Genomic DNA, 16108 nt, shown 5'->3' on the forward strand with positions numbered 1-16108 from the left:
CTTTACGCCAGCAGCGTCCGCGGCGACGGGTCGTCGAGCAGCGCCGTGATCAGGTGCCGGTCCGGCCAGCGCCCGGTCGCCCAGGCGAACGCGCGGGCCAGGCCCTCCGACGTGTCGGCCGCGTGCAGCCGGCCGTCGGACCACCACTGGACGTCGTGCTCGGTGAGCTGGATCGACACGGTCAGCGGGTCGTGCACCAGCACGCCACCGTCGGGCAGCCGGATCCCGAGCTGCTCGGCGACGAGCTTGAGCGCGGGCAGCTCGGCCCACGGCGCGTACTCGCCCTCGCTGATGATCTCGGCGGGGGTGGTGCTCGCCGGCGGGAGGTCGAGCAGGTCCGCCAGCCGTTCCGGCTCGTCGGGCGCGACGACGTACTGGTCCGGCTCGAGCGCCCCGGCGACCCACGGCACGTCCAGGACCAGCGCGTCTTCGACAACGGACCCGTCCGCGGCCCGGACGGCGTCCGGCGCGCCGGGATCGAACCCGGACTCGACGACGGCGTCGTAGGCCCGCGTGGTCAGGCCGGCCGAGATCGTGCGGTCCGGGTCGCCGAGCCGGCGCAGGACGTCCGCCGCCTCGTCCACTGTGGACAATGTGAGATCCTTGCGCACTCCGGCGATCCGGAGCAGGTCTTCGGTCAGGCCGACGTCGGGGACCTCGTCGTAGAGCCCGGCGAGGTCGGCGTCCGGCAGCCGCCACTCGTTCGGCGCCAGGCCGCCGAGCACGGCGTACTGCGCGATCCACCAGGCGGCGTGCCCGCCGGGCGTGCGCAGCGCGTGCCACGTCTCGGGCCGCGCCGCGAGCAGGCGCAGCGCCGCGGGCCAGGAGTCGTCGGCGACGAGGTCGAGGTCCCGGATCGCGACGAGCGTCGACGGCGGCTCGGGGCGCGCGTCCCACCAGGCTTCCTCGTCCGGCAGGTCGTGGTCGGGTTCGTGCGGCTCGTCGTCGGTCACCAGCGCGAACGAGTCGAGCACGCCGACGGCTTTCAGCGTCCCGTCCGGCCAGTCTTCGGCGAAGTCGTCGTCGAGGACGTCGAGCGTGCCGTCCTCCTCGAAGACCTCTTCGTCGAAGATGTCGATGAGCGGCGACGCCGGGAGCACGAGTTCGTCGGCGCGGCGCCAGGTGTCGGTGGCGGGCAACGCGAGCGCACTGGTCCACCGTGGAGCGTCGTCCCCGCAGTCGGCGATCAGCCGGAGGACCGCACCGGCGAGCGTCGTGCCGTCCAAACCGGACCGGACGTCCTCGACACTGCGCTCGACGGCGTCACGCAGCTGGTCGGCGTTGAGCAGCTCACGCGCGTCGGCGTGCTTGGCGCCCAGCCGTTCCAGCAGCGGGTGCGACGCCGCGGGGTGCACCAGCCGCAGTCCCGGAATGTCCACATCGGACAGCAGGTCGAGGAGCTCGGCCGAGCCGTCGACGAGCAGGCTGCCCCGCGCACCGGGCAGCGTACGGCCGTCGGAGAGCGGCACGGGCAGCCCGTCGAGCCTCGCCGCGGCGAGCGCGTGGGATTCGACGGCGATGTTCAGTGCTTTGTAGACGTCGTGCCACCAGGAAGGCTCCCGCGTGGCGCCGGTAAGCGTTTCCAGCACTTCTTCGATGCTGATCACTTGCACAGAAACCGCTTTGAGCGCACTGGCGGGCGGCGCTTCGGCGAGCAGATCGGGAACGACGTCGGTCAGCAACGCGGGCAACCCGGGCACGTCGACGTCGATCACGCGCGCCTGGCGCCCGGAGACCTCGCGACCGTCCTGAGTGGACAACCACGGCTCGGTGGCGAGCTGCGCCAGCACGTCGTCTCGCAGCTGCGCGTCCACAGTGGACTTCGGAAACCCGGGCACGGGCACGAGCGCGAACCGGTGTTCCGGCGGCAGCAGCCGCACCAGCTCGACGTACTCTTTCGCGGCCTTTTCGAGCGCCCGCTTGAGTTCTTCACCGGGAAGCGCCCGCCGTCGCGACGGCTCGACCGGCACGGGCGCGAGCAGCCGAGCGGGCAGCGAAAGCCCGTCGTCGGTCGGCGTCGGCGCGTGCAGAACGTCTTCTACGAGCGGAACCGGAGTCCCGCGGTCGTCGACCGGAACCGCCCAGACGACGTCACCGCGATGGGTCAGCCACCGGGTTTTCTTCCCAGGCCCCCGAATCTCGACGATGTCTTGGTCGGCATCACGAGTCCAAACGCGACCGTCCACATCGACCTCAGCCAGCCAGGGCAGGGCAAGCAGAAGGTCACCGATGTCGTGACCCAGCTCGTCGAGAAGAGCCTGCCCATCAACATCGCCACGCAGCGGCAGCCGGACTTCGGTATCAAAGCCGGCGGACGGTTTGGCTTCGACCGGCCACGGCAGCCGCAGAACGGGAACGTCACCCTCGATCCCGGCGGCGTCGCGGGTACGTTCGGCGGAGAAGACGACCCCACCGGCGGTGCTGAGCACCTGCGGCTCATCGGAAACGGTCCGGACGGCGGCAAAACCGACCCCAAAGCGCCCGACGGTGTCCCCGGTCTTGCCGGAAGCCCGCAGCGACGCGAGCGAGGCCACCCCCCGGGCGTCGAGCGGCGCACCGGTGTTGGCGAACCTCAGCTGACCGTCCACAAGCGACACTTTGACGCGCCCCGGCGCACCGGCGGCCATGGCGGCATCGGCAGCGTTCTGCGCAAGCTCGACAAAGAGCCGATCCCGATAGGCCCCAACGCGCAGATCCCGCTCGACGTTGGTGTCCTCGATAAGCCGAGTGGGCGAGTCCCGCCAGGCGCGCAAGGTCGCATCCCGAAGCCGCGAGGTACCGAAGGGATCGGAACCGGCCGGCTCAGCCGCAGGCCCGGTCACCGTTCGCTGCGGTGATCGGTCTCGGTGCCGTCGTGGTGCTTGGCTTCGGTTTCCGTGGCTCCGGTCCCGTTGGCGTCATGCTGCGCAGCCTCGGTCCCGGTGCCGTCGTGGTGCGCGGCTTCGGTTTCCGCGGCTTCGGTCCCGTTGGCGTCATGCTGCGCAGCCTCGGTCCCGGTGCCGTCGTGGTGCGCGGCTTCGGTTTCCGTGGCGTCAGCTGCTGCCTCGGTGCCCGCGCTCCCCGCTTCGGCGCCCTCGGCCTGAGTCGGCTCGGCGACAACCGCGTAGGTCACTTCGGTCTGAGCAGGCTGAGTCTTCTGCGGCTCGGCGGTCTCGGTGACAACCGAGTCGGTCAGCACGGCTTCCGGCAGCTCGACCTCGGCACCGTCCGCCAACGGCCCGACAGCGGTGTCGGTCACCTCGGCCTCGGCCGCAACCGGCTCGCCGACCACCACGGACAGCTCGGCGACCGCGGCATCATCAGCCTCGACCACCTGCGGCTCAGCAGCCACATCGCCCTGGGCCGATTCCGGCACGTCAGCCGCGCCGGTCTCGCCCACCGCAGTTTCCTGAGCCTCGGGCGTAGCGTCCGGCAACTCGGCAACATCAACCCGGCCCGGCTCCTGCTCGGAAGCCGCTTCGGCTTCAGAGCCAGCACCCGCGGCCTGCTCAACCTCCTGAGGCTCCGCAGCCTGGACCGGCTCCGACGCCTCAACCTGCTCGGCCGCCGCAACCGGCTCAGCCGACTGCTCGTCGACCGCAACACCTTCGGCTTCGACCACCTGCGACTCGGCACCGACCTGAGTCGACTCCGGCGCCTCAGCCGCCAGCGGCTCAGCCTCCGGCACGACCGACTGCAGCCCGACAGTCACCTCGGCCTGGGCCGGCTCCGGAACATCGGCCTCCGCAGGCTTGGTCTCCGCCGCAATGGGCTCGGCCTCCGCTGACTCGGTCTCCGTCGACACAGCAGCAGCCGGCTCGGCTTCCGCCGTCAACGGCTTGGCCGCGGCGGACTCCGTCTCGGCGGTCAGCGGCTCCGCCGCTACCGCTTCGGCCGCCGCCGTAACCGGCTCGGCCTCAGGCACAACCGACTGCGGCTCGGCAGTCACTTCGACCTGGGTCAGCGCCGAAACCTCAGCTCCCGGCGCGGCTTCAGCCGCCACCGACTCGGTCCCGGCAGTCGCCTGGTCAACCTCAGCCGACTCGGTCCCGGCGGCCGCAGGCTCAGCCGCAGCCGACTCGGTCCCGGCAGTCACCAGCTCAACCGACTCAGTCCCAGCCACCACCGGCTCAGCCACAGCCGACTCGGTCCCGGCAGTCACCAGCTCAACCGACTCAGTCCCAGCCACCACCGGCTCAGCCACAGCCGACTCGGTCCCGGCAGTCACCAGCTCAACCGACTCAGTCCCAGCCACCACCGGCTCAGCCACAGCCGACTCGGTCCCGGCCGCCACCGGCTCAACCGACTCAGCCCCAGCCACCACCGAGTCAGCCGCAACCGACTCGGTCCCAGCGGTCACCGGCTCAACCGACTCAGCCCCAGCCACCACCGGGTCAACCACGACCGGCTCGATCCCAGCCGTCACCGGGTCGACCTTGGCCGGCTCGGCTTCCGTCGTCACCTCAGACTGAGTCGCCTCGGTCGCCAGCGGCTCGGCCGTCGTCGCCGTTGCTGCTGCCTCGGCCTCCGCTACCTCCGGCTCCACCTCCGCCGGTGACAGGTCAGACTCCGTCACCGCGGTTTCGGTCTCCGCTGCCGGGGACTCGATCGCCTCCGTGGCCTCGACCACCGCTACCGCCTCGACCTCGGCCACCGTCGGGTCCGTGATCGTTCCCTCGGCTCGGTCCGCGGGCGGCGAAACAACCGAAACATCCGCAGCCGCCGGAGCTTCCGAAGGCTCAGCAGCAGGCGTGTCGTACTCCAGCAGTGAGTCGTCGTAGACCAGTTCCGCCACCGGGATCGACGATGTCACCTCGACCTCTACCTCAGAGTGCGCTCCGCAGCCGTACTCGACGTCGACCACGTGGCCGTCCGCTGGGGCTATGTCGTTCGTGCATGCTCCGAAGCCGCCTCGCAGCGAGCCCGCCAGCGGGACGAAGAAACCGCACGTTCCGCACACCCCCGGCGCCGATCGGGCCATGTCCGAGCGGGGGCCGAACTCGCCGCCGTGCCAGCGGGTTGCCGCGTCTTCGCGGCCGAAGCGGGACAGGACGTGGATGCGGCCCAAGCCCGTCTCGCGGGCCACCTCCTCCACCGCCGGGTCGTCCGACTGGAGGTACGCCGGAGCGAGGCGGGGGTCGTTGTCGTCCGTCGGGAAGATGTCGCCGACGCCCAGGTCACCCGCGCGGACCCGGCGCTCCCACGGCACCCACGCCGGCGCGATGCGCGCCTCGGGGCCGGGCACCAGGACGACCTCGCTGACCGTCACCGGCTCGTCGTCGCCCGCCAAGGCGATCGTCACGCACCAGCGCCAGCCGCGGTAGCCGGGCACCTGCGCCTCGAACAGGTGACTCGCCGAGACCGCATCCTCCCGGCCGGCGCCGACGTGGGCACCGATCTGCTCCTCGGGCGCTTCCGCCAGCACCGCGACACGCGCGAACTCCACCGCATCGGCGAGTTTGCGCTGCACGGAGCCGTCGTCCAGGGTCAGCAGCAGAGTCATGCGGCCAATTGTGCCGCACGCACCCGCGGCGCCCGTGCCAGGCTGTTCTACGTGCGCACGCCGATCCTCACCACGCTGCTGCTGGCCGCCGCGCTCGGCGGCTGCGCGGGCACTCCCGCCACGCCGTCCGGCCCGGAACAACTCACGGTCCAGGTGGTCTCGACGCTGCCGCACGACCCCGCCGCGTTCACCGAAGGCCTCGAGTTCGCGGGCAGCACGCTCTACGAAAGCACCGGCCTCGCCGGCCGGTCGCAGCTGACCGCCGGACCCGCCGGCGGACCCGCCAACCAGCGAGCCAACCTGCCGTCGCCGCTGTTCGGCGAGGGCGTCACGATCCTCGGCCCGACGCTCTGGCAGCTCACCTGGCAGGACGGCTTCGCGATCGAACGCGACACGAAGACCCTCGCCGAGCTGCGGCGGGTGCCGTTCCAGGGCGAGGGCTGGGGGCTGTGCCACCAGGACAACGGCCGGCTGGTGATGAGCAACGGCTCCTCGTGGCTGACCTTCCGCGACCCGAAGACCTTCGCCGTGACCGGCACTGTCGACGTCGGCCGCGACCAGCTCAACGAACTGGAGTGCGTCGGCGACGACGTCTACGCAAACGTTTGGCACACCGACACCATCCTGCGGATCGACGCCGCCACCGGGCACGTCACCGCGACGATCGACGCAGGTCAGCTGCGTGCGCAGGCGAAGGTGACCGACCCGGAAGCCGTGCTCAACGGGATCGCCGCCGTCCCGGGGACCGACGAGTTCCTGCTGGCCGGCAAGCAGTGGCCGGTCACGTTCCGGGTGAGGTTCGTCCCGCCAACGCACGGATGAGCAGGCGGAACCGGCCTCGGGTAAGGCAGGATTGAGGCGTGGCACTCTTCGGCTCCCGCTCCGGCTCCGACGGCGCACGCACCGGCCGGTCGGGTCAGCGCGGCCGGAAGAGCAAGCGACGCTGGACGCCGGAACCGGGCGCGGCCCAGGCCCGCTCCTGGCGGGACGCCGCGCCGACACGCGCCGACCGCCCGGCCGCCAACCCCACCCGGGTCGACCGCGCCGCGGCCCCGCCCGCGAACCCCACTCGCGTCGACCGCCCCGCGGCGCCGCCCGCGAACCCGGCCCGCGTCGATCCCCAGTACGCGGAACGACCCCAGCCGCCCCGGCAAGAGCCACCCCGCCAGGCGCCGCCCCGGCGCGAGCCGCCGGGTGGGTACTACGACCAGGCACCCCGCGTCCCGGACGCGAACGAGGCCCCGACCGCCGCCGCGCCGACCGGGCACCGGCCACCGCCACCGCCGCGTGGCGCCCGGCCGTACCCGGCTCACGACCCGAACCGCGCCGACCCGAACCGCACCGAGCAGGTCCGCCGCGAGCCGGCCCCGCCGGGCAGCTTCTACCAGGGCGAATACCACCCGGGCAGCGGCGAGTACGAGCACTACGACACCGGTGGTTACGCGGGCGAGCCGCGCCCGCCCGAGCCCGAACCGGTGCCCCGGGAAGAGCCGCGCACTCCCGGCGGCACGCCGAAGCTGCCGAAGAAGATCACCGTCACGCGCGTGGCGGCGATGCGCGGGCGGCAGCTGACCGGCCAGGCCGTCGGCGCCTTCCAGCGCGCGACGAAGGCCGACGGCGCCGAGAAGTCCGGCCTCACCTCGCTGACCTACGCCGTGATGCTGAACTACGCCAGCGACGCGGCGATGGCGATCGCGCTGGCCAACACCCTGTTCTTCGCCGCGACCAGCGGCGAGAGCAAGGGCAAGGTGGCGCTCTACCTGCTCATCACGATCGCGCCGTTCGCGCTGGTCGCGCCGGTGATCGGGCCCGCGCTCGACAAGGTGCAGCGCGGCCGTCGGCTGGCGATGTGCGCGTCGTCGGTCGGCCAGGGCCTGATGGCCGTCGTGATGGCGCTGCACTTCGACGACTGGCTGCTCTACCCGGCCGCGCTCGGGATGATGGTGCTCTCGAAGTCGTTCACCGTGCTCAAGGCCGCGGTGACGCCGCGGGTGCTGCCGTCCGAGATCACGCTGTCCAAGACGAACGCCCGGCTGACCACGTTCGGCCTGATCGCCGCGGGCACGTTCGGCGCCCTGGCCAGCGGCATCAACGCCATCACCGGCTCGGCGGGCGCGCTGTGGTTCACGGCGCTGATCTGCGTCGCCGCGGCCGTGCAGTCGATGCGGATCCCGGCCTGGGTCGAGGCGACCGAGGGCGAGGTCCCGACGTCGCTTTCGGCGCACCCGACCGAGAAGAAACGACGTCAGCCGCTGGGCCGCCACATCGTCGTCGCGCTGTGGGGCAACGGCTCGGTGCGCGTGCTCACCGGCTTCCTGATGATGTTCGCCGCGTTCGCGGTGAAGGCCCAGACCGAGGGCACCGGGCACACCCCGTTCATGCAGCTGCTGCTGCTGGGCGTGATCGGCGTCGCGGCCGGGGCCGGCGGGTTCCTCGGCAACGCGCTGGGCTCGCGGCTGAGCTTCGGTTCGCCGGACCAGGTGATCGTCGCGTGCGTGGCGAGCTGCGTGCTGGCCGCGCTGGTGGCGACCGTGCTGCCCGGCTTGGCGACGGCGGCGATCGTCGGCCTGGTCGGCGCGACGGCCAGCGCGCTGGCGAAGATCAGCCTCGACGCCGTGATCCAGGAGGACCTGCCCGAGGAGTCGCGCGCGTCGGCGTTCGGCCGCTCGGAGACCGTGCTGCAGCTGGCGTGGTGCCTCGGTGGCGGCGCCGGCCTGCTGCTGCCGCCGACTTACTGGATCGGCTTCCTGGTGATCACGGTCGTCCTGGCCGTCGGCCTGACCCAGACCTACCTGGTGCGCCGCGGCGGTTCGCTCGTGCCGGGCCTGGGCGGTGACCGCCCGCTGCGCCCCGAGCCGACCGGCAGCTTCCCGGCCCAGGGCCTGCCCGGGGACCCGCGGGCCCGCCGGTAGGCTCCGGCACATGCGACGTTCCCGGGTGGTGGCCCTGCTTGCGGCCGGTGGGTTCGCGGTGGCCGGCTGCTCGGCGCCCGGCCCGGCCGAGGTCACCTTCTACGCCGACGGCCACACCATCAACACCACGCCGGTGCTGACGTGCGACTACTCGCAGCAGCTCGCGCAGCCGTGCAGCGCCAACGGCCAGACGCAGACGCTCCGCATCCGGCCGGGCAAGCCGGTGCAGGTCTCGGTGCCCGGCGAGGTCGCGGACGCGCCGTGGCAGATCGTCTACGAGTACGTGACCCCGCAGGGCGAGTTCAAGCAGAGCGACCCGATCCCGTTCACCTCGCTGGACCGCTACGCGTACACGGTCACGCCGCCGACGCCCGCCGACCGCATCTCGGCGGTCGACGTCCAGCGGTACACGGCCGTGCTGCGCGCGGACACCGGCGAGTCGGGCCTGCTGCCCAGCGACGTCTGGGGCCTGCGGCTCGACCAGCCGCAGGCGTGACGCCGGCTCAGGGATCGAGGTCCCGGGCCACGGCGCGCATGATCTCGCCGATCTGCTTGGTGTTCTTCTTGTCCGGGTAGCGGTTGCGCCGCAGGTCCGGCTGCACCTTCAGCTCGATCAGCTTGATCATGTCCTCGATCAGGCCGTGCAGCTCCTCGGCCGGGCGGCGACGGGCCTCGGCGACGGACGGCGGCGGGTCGATCAGCCGGACGGAGAGCGCCTGCGGCCCGCGACGGCCGTCGGCGACGCCGAACTCGAGCCGCTGTCCGGCCTTGAGCCCCTCGATGCCCTGCGGCAGCGCGGCCTTGCGGATGTAGACGTCGGCGCCACCGTCGTCCTGCGTGACGAAACCGAAGCCCTTCTCCACGTCGTACCACTTGACCTTGCCGGTCGGCACTTCCCTCACCAATCCTTCTGCTGTCCCGCTCACGACGAACGCGCCCGGTGGGCGTACCCAGGGCGCGCTCCTGAAAGGGTATCTCGCCACATGCCCTGGGGAGAAGTCGGTAACGGCGGATACCCTTTGCCCCATGACGACCGCGACAAAGGAGGCCGCCGTGGCCGCCCCCGGTAAACCGTTCCTCATGCGGATCGGCATCGGCCTCTTCGGCCTCGGCATGCTCGCCGTGCTGGCGGTGTTCATCATGTTCGCCGCCGGCCTGGAGAACCTGCCGGTGTGGCTGTCGGCCGCCGCCGGGATCATCACGCCGCTGGGCCTGCTGCTGGGCTTGATCGCGCTGGTCCGCGAGGCCCGCGCCAAGAAGTAACAGCGCAGCTCCGCTGCTCCGTTGAGGGCGGCGGCGGGGGCATGGATGGAGTAGCGTCAGGGCACCACGCTCCCGGCGAAGGTCCGTTCGAACCAGTCGGGGAACTCCGTCAGCGAGTCGAACACCACTTCGGCACCCTCGCGCAGCAGCAGGGCGCGATCGCACGGACCCGTCGTGACGCCGACCGGGATCGCCCCGGCGGCGAGCGCGCCCCGGACGTCGCCGGCGTGATCTCCGACATACACGCGCGCATCGTGCGCCAGCAGCGCCTCGGCCTTCCGCGTCGACCACAGCTCGCCGACGACCTCGTCGACGTCCAGGCCGAGCGCGTCCACGTGCAGCTGCGCGTTGGGCGCGTACTTGCCGGTGACGACGAGCGTGCGCCCGCCCGCGGCCCGGACCGCGCGCAGCGACTCGGCCGCGCCCGGCAGCGCGACCGTGCTCGGCACGACCATGTCCGGGTACAGCGCGCGGAACCGGTCGATCAGGCCCGGGATGCGTTCTTCGGGCGCCTCGAAGCCGCGCAGGGCGTCGTCGAGCGGCGGGCCGAGGTTGGCCGCGAACGCCGCGCCGTCGAGCGGCAGGCCGGCCTCGACGCCGAGCCTGTTCATCGCCGCCTCCATGCCCGGCCGCGCGTCGATCAGTGTCATGTCGAGGTCGAAGCCCACCGTGATGCCCACACCAGCACCGTAGCTGCCACCACCGACAGATTTCCCACGGTTTGTACACGCGAACCGATCATGTACAGCGTCTTGACAGCGGAGCGATCTGTGTCAAGGTGAGAGTGTGACCAGCTTCACTGACCGGACCAAGGCGTCCCTGCGCGAAGCGCTGCTCGACGCGGCCGGGGACCTGCTGCCGGACCGGGGTTACGCGGCGCTGCGGATGGCCGACGTCGCGGCCCGGGCCGGGGTGAGCAGGCAGACCGTCTACAACGAGTTCGGCAACAAGGCGGCGCTGGCCCAGGCGGTGGCGCTGCGCACCGCGGCGGAGTTCCTCGACGGGATCCGGCAGCGGTTCGAGACGGCGGACGGCCTGCTGGCCGGCATCCACCGCGGCGTCGTCTACACGATCGAGCACGCGCGGGAGAACCGCCTGGTCGCGGCGGCGCTCGGCACCGAAGCCGGCGAAGACCTGCTTCCCCTGCTGACCACCAAGGGCGAGCCGATCCTGACCGCGGCCGCCGAACTGGCGGCCGAGCACTACCTCGAACTGGAGCCGGGGCTGTCGGCCGAGTCCGCCGCCCTGCTCGCGGAGACCGTCGTGCGGCTTTCGCTGTCGCACCTCGTGCTCCCCACGCACACGGCGACGGAGGCGGCCGACGCCGTCACCGCCGTCATGGAACCCGCCATCCGGCACTTCGTCCCCTGATCGTCCCCTGTTTCGTCCACAATGGAGTGACACGATGACCGACACGCTCCCGGAGTTGCGGACCGGCTTCTCCTCACTGCGCAAGGGCGGCCTGAACTGGGACTCGTTCCCGCTGCGGCTGTTCGTCAAGGGCAACAAGAAGTTCTGGAACCCGGCGGACCTCGACTTCAGCCGCGAACGCGAAGGCTGGGACACGCTCAACCCCGAACAGCAACGAAGCACGACGTACCTGGTCGCGCAGTTCATCGCGGGCGAAGAAGCCGTCACCGAGGACATCCAGCCGTTCATGCGGGCGATGTCGGCGACCGGCCGGTTCGGCGACGAGATGTACCTGACGCAGTTCTGCTTCGAGGAAGCCAAGCACACGGAAGTGTTCCGGCGCTGGATGGACGCCGTCGGGCTGACCGAGGACCTGCACCCGTACGTCGCCGAAAACCCGCACTACCGCAAGCTGTTCTACGAAGAGCTGCCGCAGTCGTTGCGGGCGCTGGAGGACGATCCCAGCCCGCTCAACCAGATCCGGGCGAGCGTGACGTACAACCACGTCATCGAGGGCAGCCTCGCGCTGACGGGGTACTACTCGTGGCAGCTGATCTGCACCCAGCAGAACATCCTGCCGGGCATGCAGGAACTGGTCCGCCGCATCGGCGACGACGAACGCCGCCACATGGCGTGGGGCACGTTCACCTGCCGGCGGCACGTCGCCGCGGACGACTCGCTGTGGGACGCGGTGCAGCAGCGGATGGGCGAGCTGCTCCCCCACGCGCTCGACATGATCCAGTGGGTGCAGGACCAGTTCGAAGAAGTGCCGTTCGACAACGACCCGGAGGAGATCATCCAGTACGCGGCGGACCGCGCGCAGCGACGGCTGGGCGCGATCGAGTCGGCGCGAGGGATGCCGGTCGAGCAGATCGACCTGGACTACTCGCCGGAACAGCTGGAAGACACGTTCGGCGAGGAAGACGAGAAGGCGATTGCCGAGGCTGCGGCCGCCGTTTCCTGACGCGCGTGCCGTGAGGGGCACCTTCAGGGCTTATTTGTCCCTGAAGGTGCCCTTCACGGCGTTTCAGCTCACCAGTCCCAGGCGAGGATGATCATCGCTCGGCCTCCCTTCGCGGCACTTGCGAAGGGGCAACGCCCGAGCGTTCCGCGCGGTTTAGGCGTGCTTCGCGGCCGCCGCGGACTCCAAGCCCAGCAACGTGATCGACTTCTCGCGCATCTCGACCTTGCGGACCTTGCCCGTCACCGTCATCGGGAACTCGTCGACGAGGTGCACGTACCGCGGGATCTTGTAGCGCGCGAGCTTGCCTTCGCAGAACTCACGCACCTTCTCCGAGGTCAACGGCGAAGCGCCTTCGCGCATCTGGACCCACGCCATCAGCTCTTCGCCGTACTTCTCGTCCGGGACGCCGATGACCTGCGCGTCGAGGATGTCCGGGTGCGTGTACAGGAACTCCTCGATCTCGCGCGGGTACAGGTTCTCGCCGCCGCGGATGACCATGTCCTTGATGCGGCCGGTGATGTTGACGTAGCCGTCGTCGTCCATGACCGCCAGGTCGCCGGTGTGCATCCAGCGGGCCGCGTCGATCGCCTCGGCCGTCTTGTCCGGCTGCTCCCAGTACCCGAGCATCACCGAATACCCGCGCGTGCACAGCTCACCCGGAACGCCGCGCGGCACGGTCAGCCCGGTCTCCGGGTCGACGACCTTGCTCTCCAGGTGCGGCCCGACCCGCCCGACCGTCGAGACGCGGCGCTCGACCGAGTCGTCCGAGCGCGTCTGCGTCGACACCGGGGACGTCTCGGTCATGCCGTAGCAAATGGACACCTCGGCCATCCCCATCCGGTCGATGACCTGCTTCATCACCTCGACCGGGCACGGCGAGCCCGCCATGATGCCGGTGCGCAGCGACGACAGGTCGAAGCTCGCGAAGTCCGGGTGGTTCAGCTCGGCGATGAACATCGTCGGCACGCCGTAGAGCGACGTGCACCGCTCGGCGGCGACGGCTTCGAGCGTCGCCTTCGGGTCGAACGCCGGCGCCGGGATGACCATGCACGCGCCGTGGCTGGTGCAGGCCAGGTTGCCCATCACCATGCCGAAGCAGTGGTAGAAGGGCACCGGGATGCAGACTTTGTCGTGTTCGGTGTAGTTGCAGAGCTCGCCGACGAAGTAGCCGTTGTTGAGGATGTTGTGGTGGCTGAGGGTGGCGCCCTTCGGGAAGCCGGTCGTGCCCGACGTGTACTGGATGTTGATCGGGTCGTCGGCCGAGAGCGCGGCCTGCTTTTCGGCCAGCGCGGCCGGGTCGCCCCGCCGGCCGGCGTCCATCAGCGCCTGCCAGCTCTCGCCGCCGAGCAGCACGACGTGCTCCAGCCGCGCGCACTTCTCGCGCACTTCCTCGACCATCGCGGGGTAGTCGGACGTCTTGAACTTGTCCGACGCAACCAGCAGCCGGATCCCGGCCTGGTTGAGCACGTACTCCAGCTCGTGCGACCGATAGGCCGGGTTGATGTTGACCAGGATCGCGCCGATCTTGGCCGTCGCGTACTGCAGGAACGTCCACTCGGCCCGGTTCGGCGACCAGATGCCGACCCGGTCGCCCTTGCCGATGCCCTGCGCCACCAGGCCCAGCGCCAGCGCGTTCACCTCGGCGGCCAGCTCGCGGTAGGTCCACCGGCGGCCGGCGAACCGGTCGACCAGGGCGTCCCGGTCGCCGTGCGCCGCCACCGTCCGATCGAAGTTGTCGCCGATGGTGTCCCCGAGCAGCGGGACCTCGGAGATCCCCGAGGCGTAGCTCGGCCGGGCGGGCGCGTCAGGCATGGTGCCTCCTGAAGTCTGCGGTGACTGCGACCGCAGTCTAGGAAACCCCAGCTCAGTGCGCCAACGCCGTCGCCTCCTACGCTCGAGGACATGAGCCCGACCTTCACCGGCGTACACCACCTGAAGTTCCCGGCGACCGACCTGGCCGCGACGCTCGCCTGGTTCCGCACCGCGCTGGGCGCGGAACGCCTGCCGGACTTCGACCACCGCGACCACGACGGCGTCCTGTTCGGGGTGATCGTGCGGTTGCCGGGTCTCGACGTCCCCGTCGAACTCCGGCAGTGGCCGGAGGCGGCCGAGGCGACCGAGGGGTACGACCCGGTCACGTTCGCCGTGGCCGACCGCGCCGCGCTCGAGGACTGGGTCCGGCACTTCGACGCCGCCGGCGTGGCGCACTCGCCCGTCCTGGCCGGCTTCGCCGGTCACCTCGTCGACCTGCGCACCCCGGACGGCCTGGCGATCCGGCTGTACACGCGGCTGCCGGACGACCCCGCGTCGATCGACATGGACCCGGCGCACACCGACCTCGGCAGCACGTGGCTCGGCAAGTGAGTCCACAGTAGACGGATTCGGCGGATGATCCGCTCCGGGCCCGGGCCGCTGGTAGCATCCGGACCCGAATCGAGGGGGCGATCGATGACCGGCCAGGGGTTTCGCGACGAGCTGACCCAGTTGCTGCAGGCGCGCTACCCGCTGCTGGTCGTCGAAACGCACGAAGAGCAGCGGGTGGTGCGGGAGATCCGCGCGGTCGCGGAGGACAGCGCCCGGCTGCGCACGCCGCGGCGGGTGTACGTCTGGTCGTCGACCACCGGGCTGGCCCCGGCGGGCGGCCCGCCGATCGCCGACACGCGCACCGCGTCCGCCGCGCTGGAGCGGGTCTACGGCTGGGGTGAGCCCGCTGTGTTCGTCTTCGCCGACCTGCACCCATCGCTGGTTTCCGAGGGCGGGCACCGGCCCGACCCCGAGGTCGTGCGGCGGTTGCGCGAGCTGGCGGCCGCGTTCAAGACCCGGCCGGTGCCGCTGAGCCTGATCCTCGTGTCGCCGTCGCTGCCCGTGCCGCCGGAGCTGGAGCACGACGCCACGGTCGTCGAGTTCCCGCTGCCCGACCGGCAGCAGATCGGCGAGCTGCTCGACGGCATGGTCGCCGCGCACCGCCAGCACGTCCGGATCAGCATCGACCGGGACGACCGCGACATGATCGTCGCCGCCGCGCGCGGGCTGACGCTGCCGGAGGCCGAGAACGCGTTCGCCAGGGCGCTGGTCGAGGGCGGCGGCCTCGACCCCAGCGACCTCGAGCTGATCCTCGCCGAGAAACGCCAGGCCGTGCGCCGGTCCGGGATGCTCGACATCGTCCCGGCGGAGACGGGCTTCGACGCCGTCGGCGGCCTCGACCGGCTCAAGCGCTGGCTGACCAAGCGCACCGGCACCTGGACGCCCGCCGCGGCCGCCTACAACCTGGCCGCGCCGAAGGGGCTGCTGCTGTCCGGCGTCCCCGGCTGCGGCAAGAGCCTGTCCGCGGTGTGCGTCGCGAACATGTGGCGGCTGCCGCTGCTGCGCCTGGACCTGGGCCGGGTCTTCGCCGGCCTGGTCGGCTCCAGCGAGAAGAACATGCGCACGGTCATCCGCACCGCCGAGGGCATCGCGCCCTGCGTGCTGTGGGTCGACGAGATCGAGAAGGGCCTCGCCGGCGCGGGCGGCGGTGGCGACGGCGGCACCGCGCGGCGCGTGTTCGGCACGTTCCTGTCCTGGATGCAGGAGAAGACCGCGCCGGTGTTCGTGATGGCGACAGCGAACCAGGTCGATTCGCTGCCCCCGGAGTTCCTGCGCAAGGGCCGGTTCGACGAGATCTTCTTCGTCGACCTGCCCTCGACGCCGGAGCGCACCGCGATCTGGCGGATCCACCTCAACAAGCGCGTCACCGACGACTTCGTGCGCAGCGAGCTGAAGGTGGACGACGCGCTGTACGCCGAGCTCGCCGACGTCAGCGCGGGCTACAGCGGCGCGGAGATCGAGCAGGCCGTGCTGTCCGGGCTCGTCGACGCGTTCGCCGAGAAGCGCCCGCTGCGGCGGGACGACCTGGTGCGAGCGGTGAAGTCCACCGTGCCGCTGTCGGTCACGCAGGCCGACGAGATCCTGGCCATCCGGCAGTGGGCGGAGACCCGCGCGGTGGCCGCCACGGACAACGACGTCGATCACACCGCCGCGGAGACCATCGCGGCGCCGCCACGACCGGAGCCATCGAGGGGAAGGGCGATCGACGTATGA

Annotated in this window: 13 protein-coding genes; 8 read left to right on the forward strand and 5 right to left on the reverse strand. The window is 71.3% G+C overall.

All coding sequences use genetic code 11. The features are described 5' to 3' along the window. Window positions 1-2 precede the first annotated feature (2 nt). Window positions 3-2822 carry a sacsin N-terminal ATP-binding-like domain-containing protein gene (locus MUY22_RS07460; RefSeq protein WP_371827589.1) on the reverse strand — a complete coding sequence of 940 codons (2820 nt, stop codon included), beginning with the start codon at window positions 2820-2822 and terminating at the stop codon, window positions 3-5. Continuing rightward, window positions 2819-5482 carry a DUF3027 domain-containing protein gene (locus MUY22_RS49720; protein ID WP_371827590.1) on the reverse strand — a complete coding sequence of 888 codons (2664 nt, stop codon included), beginning with the start codon at window positions 5480-5482 and terminating at the stop codon, window positions 2819-2821. Before MUY22_RS49720 ends, MUY22_RS07460 begins: the two co-directional genes overlap by 4 nt. 51 nt (window positions 5483-5533) lie before the next feature. Here MUY22_RS49720 and MUY22_RS07475 point away from each other — a divergent pair, with 51 nt between their 5' ends. The 3 genes from MUY22_RS07475 to MUY22_RS07485 are packed head-to-tail and all read left to right on the forward strand — an operon-like array spanning window position 5534 to window position 8890. Next, window positions 5534-6304: a glutaminyl-peptide cyclotransferase gene (locus tag MUY22_RS07475; protein ID WP_247058454.1), complete on the forward strand. Its 771-nt coding sequence runs from the start codon at window positions 5534-5536 to the stop codon at window positions 6302-6304. Between the two features lie 38 nt (window positions 6305-6342). Further along, complete coding sequence (locus tag MUY22_RS07480) at window positions 6343-8394, forward strand: MFS transporter (RefSeq protein ID WP_247058456.1); 2052 nt, start codon at window positions 6343-6345, stop codon at window positions 8392-8394. A 10-nt stretch (window positions 8395-8404) separates the two neighbouring features. Next, window positions 8405-8890 (forward strand): DUF2771 family protein, encoded by a 486-nt coding sequence (locus MUY22_RS07485; RefSeq protein WP_247058459.1) that lies wholly within the window; start codon window positions 8405-8407, stop codon window positions 8888-8890. 7 nt (window positions 8891-8897) lie between these two features. Here the strand turns inward: MUY22_RS07485 and MUY22_RS07490 are convergent, their stop codons facing one another. Then, window positions 8898-9287, reverse strand: coding sequence for a cold-shock protein (locus MUY22_RS07490; RefSeq protein ID WP_247063725.1), 390 nt, complete (start codon window positions 9285-9287; stop codon window positions 8898-8900). Window positions 9288-9420: 133 nt separating this feature from the next. Between MUY22_RS07490 and MUY22_RS07495 the strand changes: the two genes are divergently transcribed. After that, entirely contained in the window at window positions 9421-9657 is a 237-nt protein-coding gene (locus MUY22_RS07495) for a hypothetical protein (RefSeq protein WP_247058461.1), read from the forward strand. Between the two features lie 56 nt (window positions 9658-9713). On the opposite strand, the gene MUY22_RS07500 is transcribed toward MUY22_RS07495, so the two are convergent. After that, window positions 9714-10337: an HAD family hydrolase gene (locus MUY22_RS07500; RefSeq protein WP_247058463.1), complete on the reverse strand. Its 624-nt coding sequence runs from the start codon at window positions 10335-10337 to the stop codon at window positions 9714-9716. Window positions 10338-10443: 106 nt separating this feature from the next. On the opposite strand from MUY22_RS07500, the gene MUY22_RS07505 reads away from it, so the two are divergent. Further along, window positions 10444-11028, forward strand: coding sequence for a TetR/AcrR family transcriptional regulator (locus MUY22_RS07505; protein WP_247058465.1), 585 nt, complete (start codon window positions 10444-10446; stop codon window positions 11026-11028). A 34-nt stretch (window positions 11029-11062) separates the two neighbouring features. Continuing rightward, window positions 11063-12031 (forward strand): R2-like ligand-binding oxidase, encoded by a 969-nt coding sequence (locus MUY22_RS07510; protein ID WP_247058467.1) that lies wholly within the window; start codon window positions 11063-11065, stop codon window positions 12029-12031. A 153-nt stretch (window positions 12032-12184) separates the two neighbouring features. On the opposite strand, the gene MUY22_RS07515 is transcribed toward MUY22_RS07510, so the two are convergent. Then, window positions 12185-13843 (reverse strand): AMP-binding protein, encoded by a 1659-nt coding sequence (locus MUY22_RS07515; protein WP_247058469.1) that lies wholly within the window; start codon window positions 13841-13843, stop codon window positions 12185-12187. A gap of 90 nt (window positions 13844-13933) precedes the next feature. On the opposite strand from MUY22_RS07515, the gene MUY22_RS07520 reads away from it, so the two are divergent. Further along, complete coding sequence (locus MUY22_RS07520) at window positions 13934-14395, forward strand: VOC family protein (protein ID WP_247058472.1); 462 nt, start codon at window positions 13934-13936, stop codon at window positions 14393-14395. Between the two features lie 84 nt (window positions 14396-14479). Beyond that, complete coding sequence (locus MUY22_RS07525) at window positions 14480-16108, forward strand: AAA family ATPase (RefSeq protein WP_247058474.1); 1629 nt, start codon at window positions 14480-14482, stop codon at window positions 16106-16108.

The sequence above is a fragment of the Amycolatopsis sp. WQ 127309 genome, assembly GCF_023023025.1.
GTDB lineage: Bacteria > Actinomycetota > Actinomycetes > Mycobacteriales > Pseudonocardiaceae > Amycolatopsis.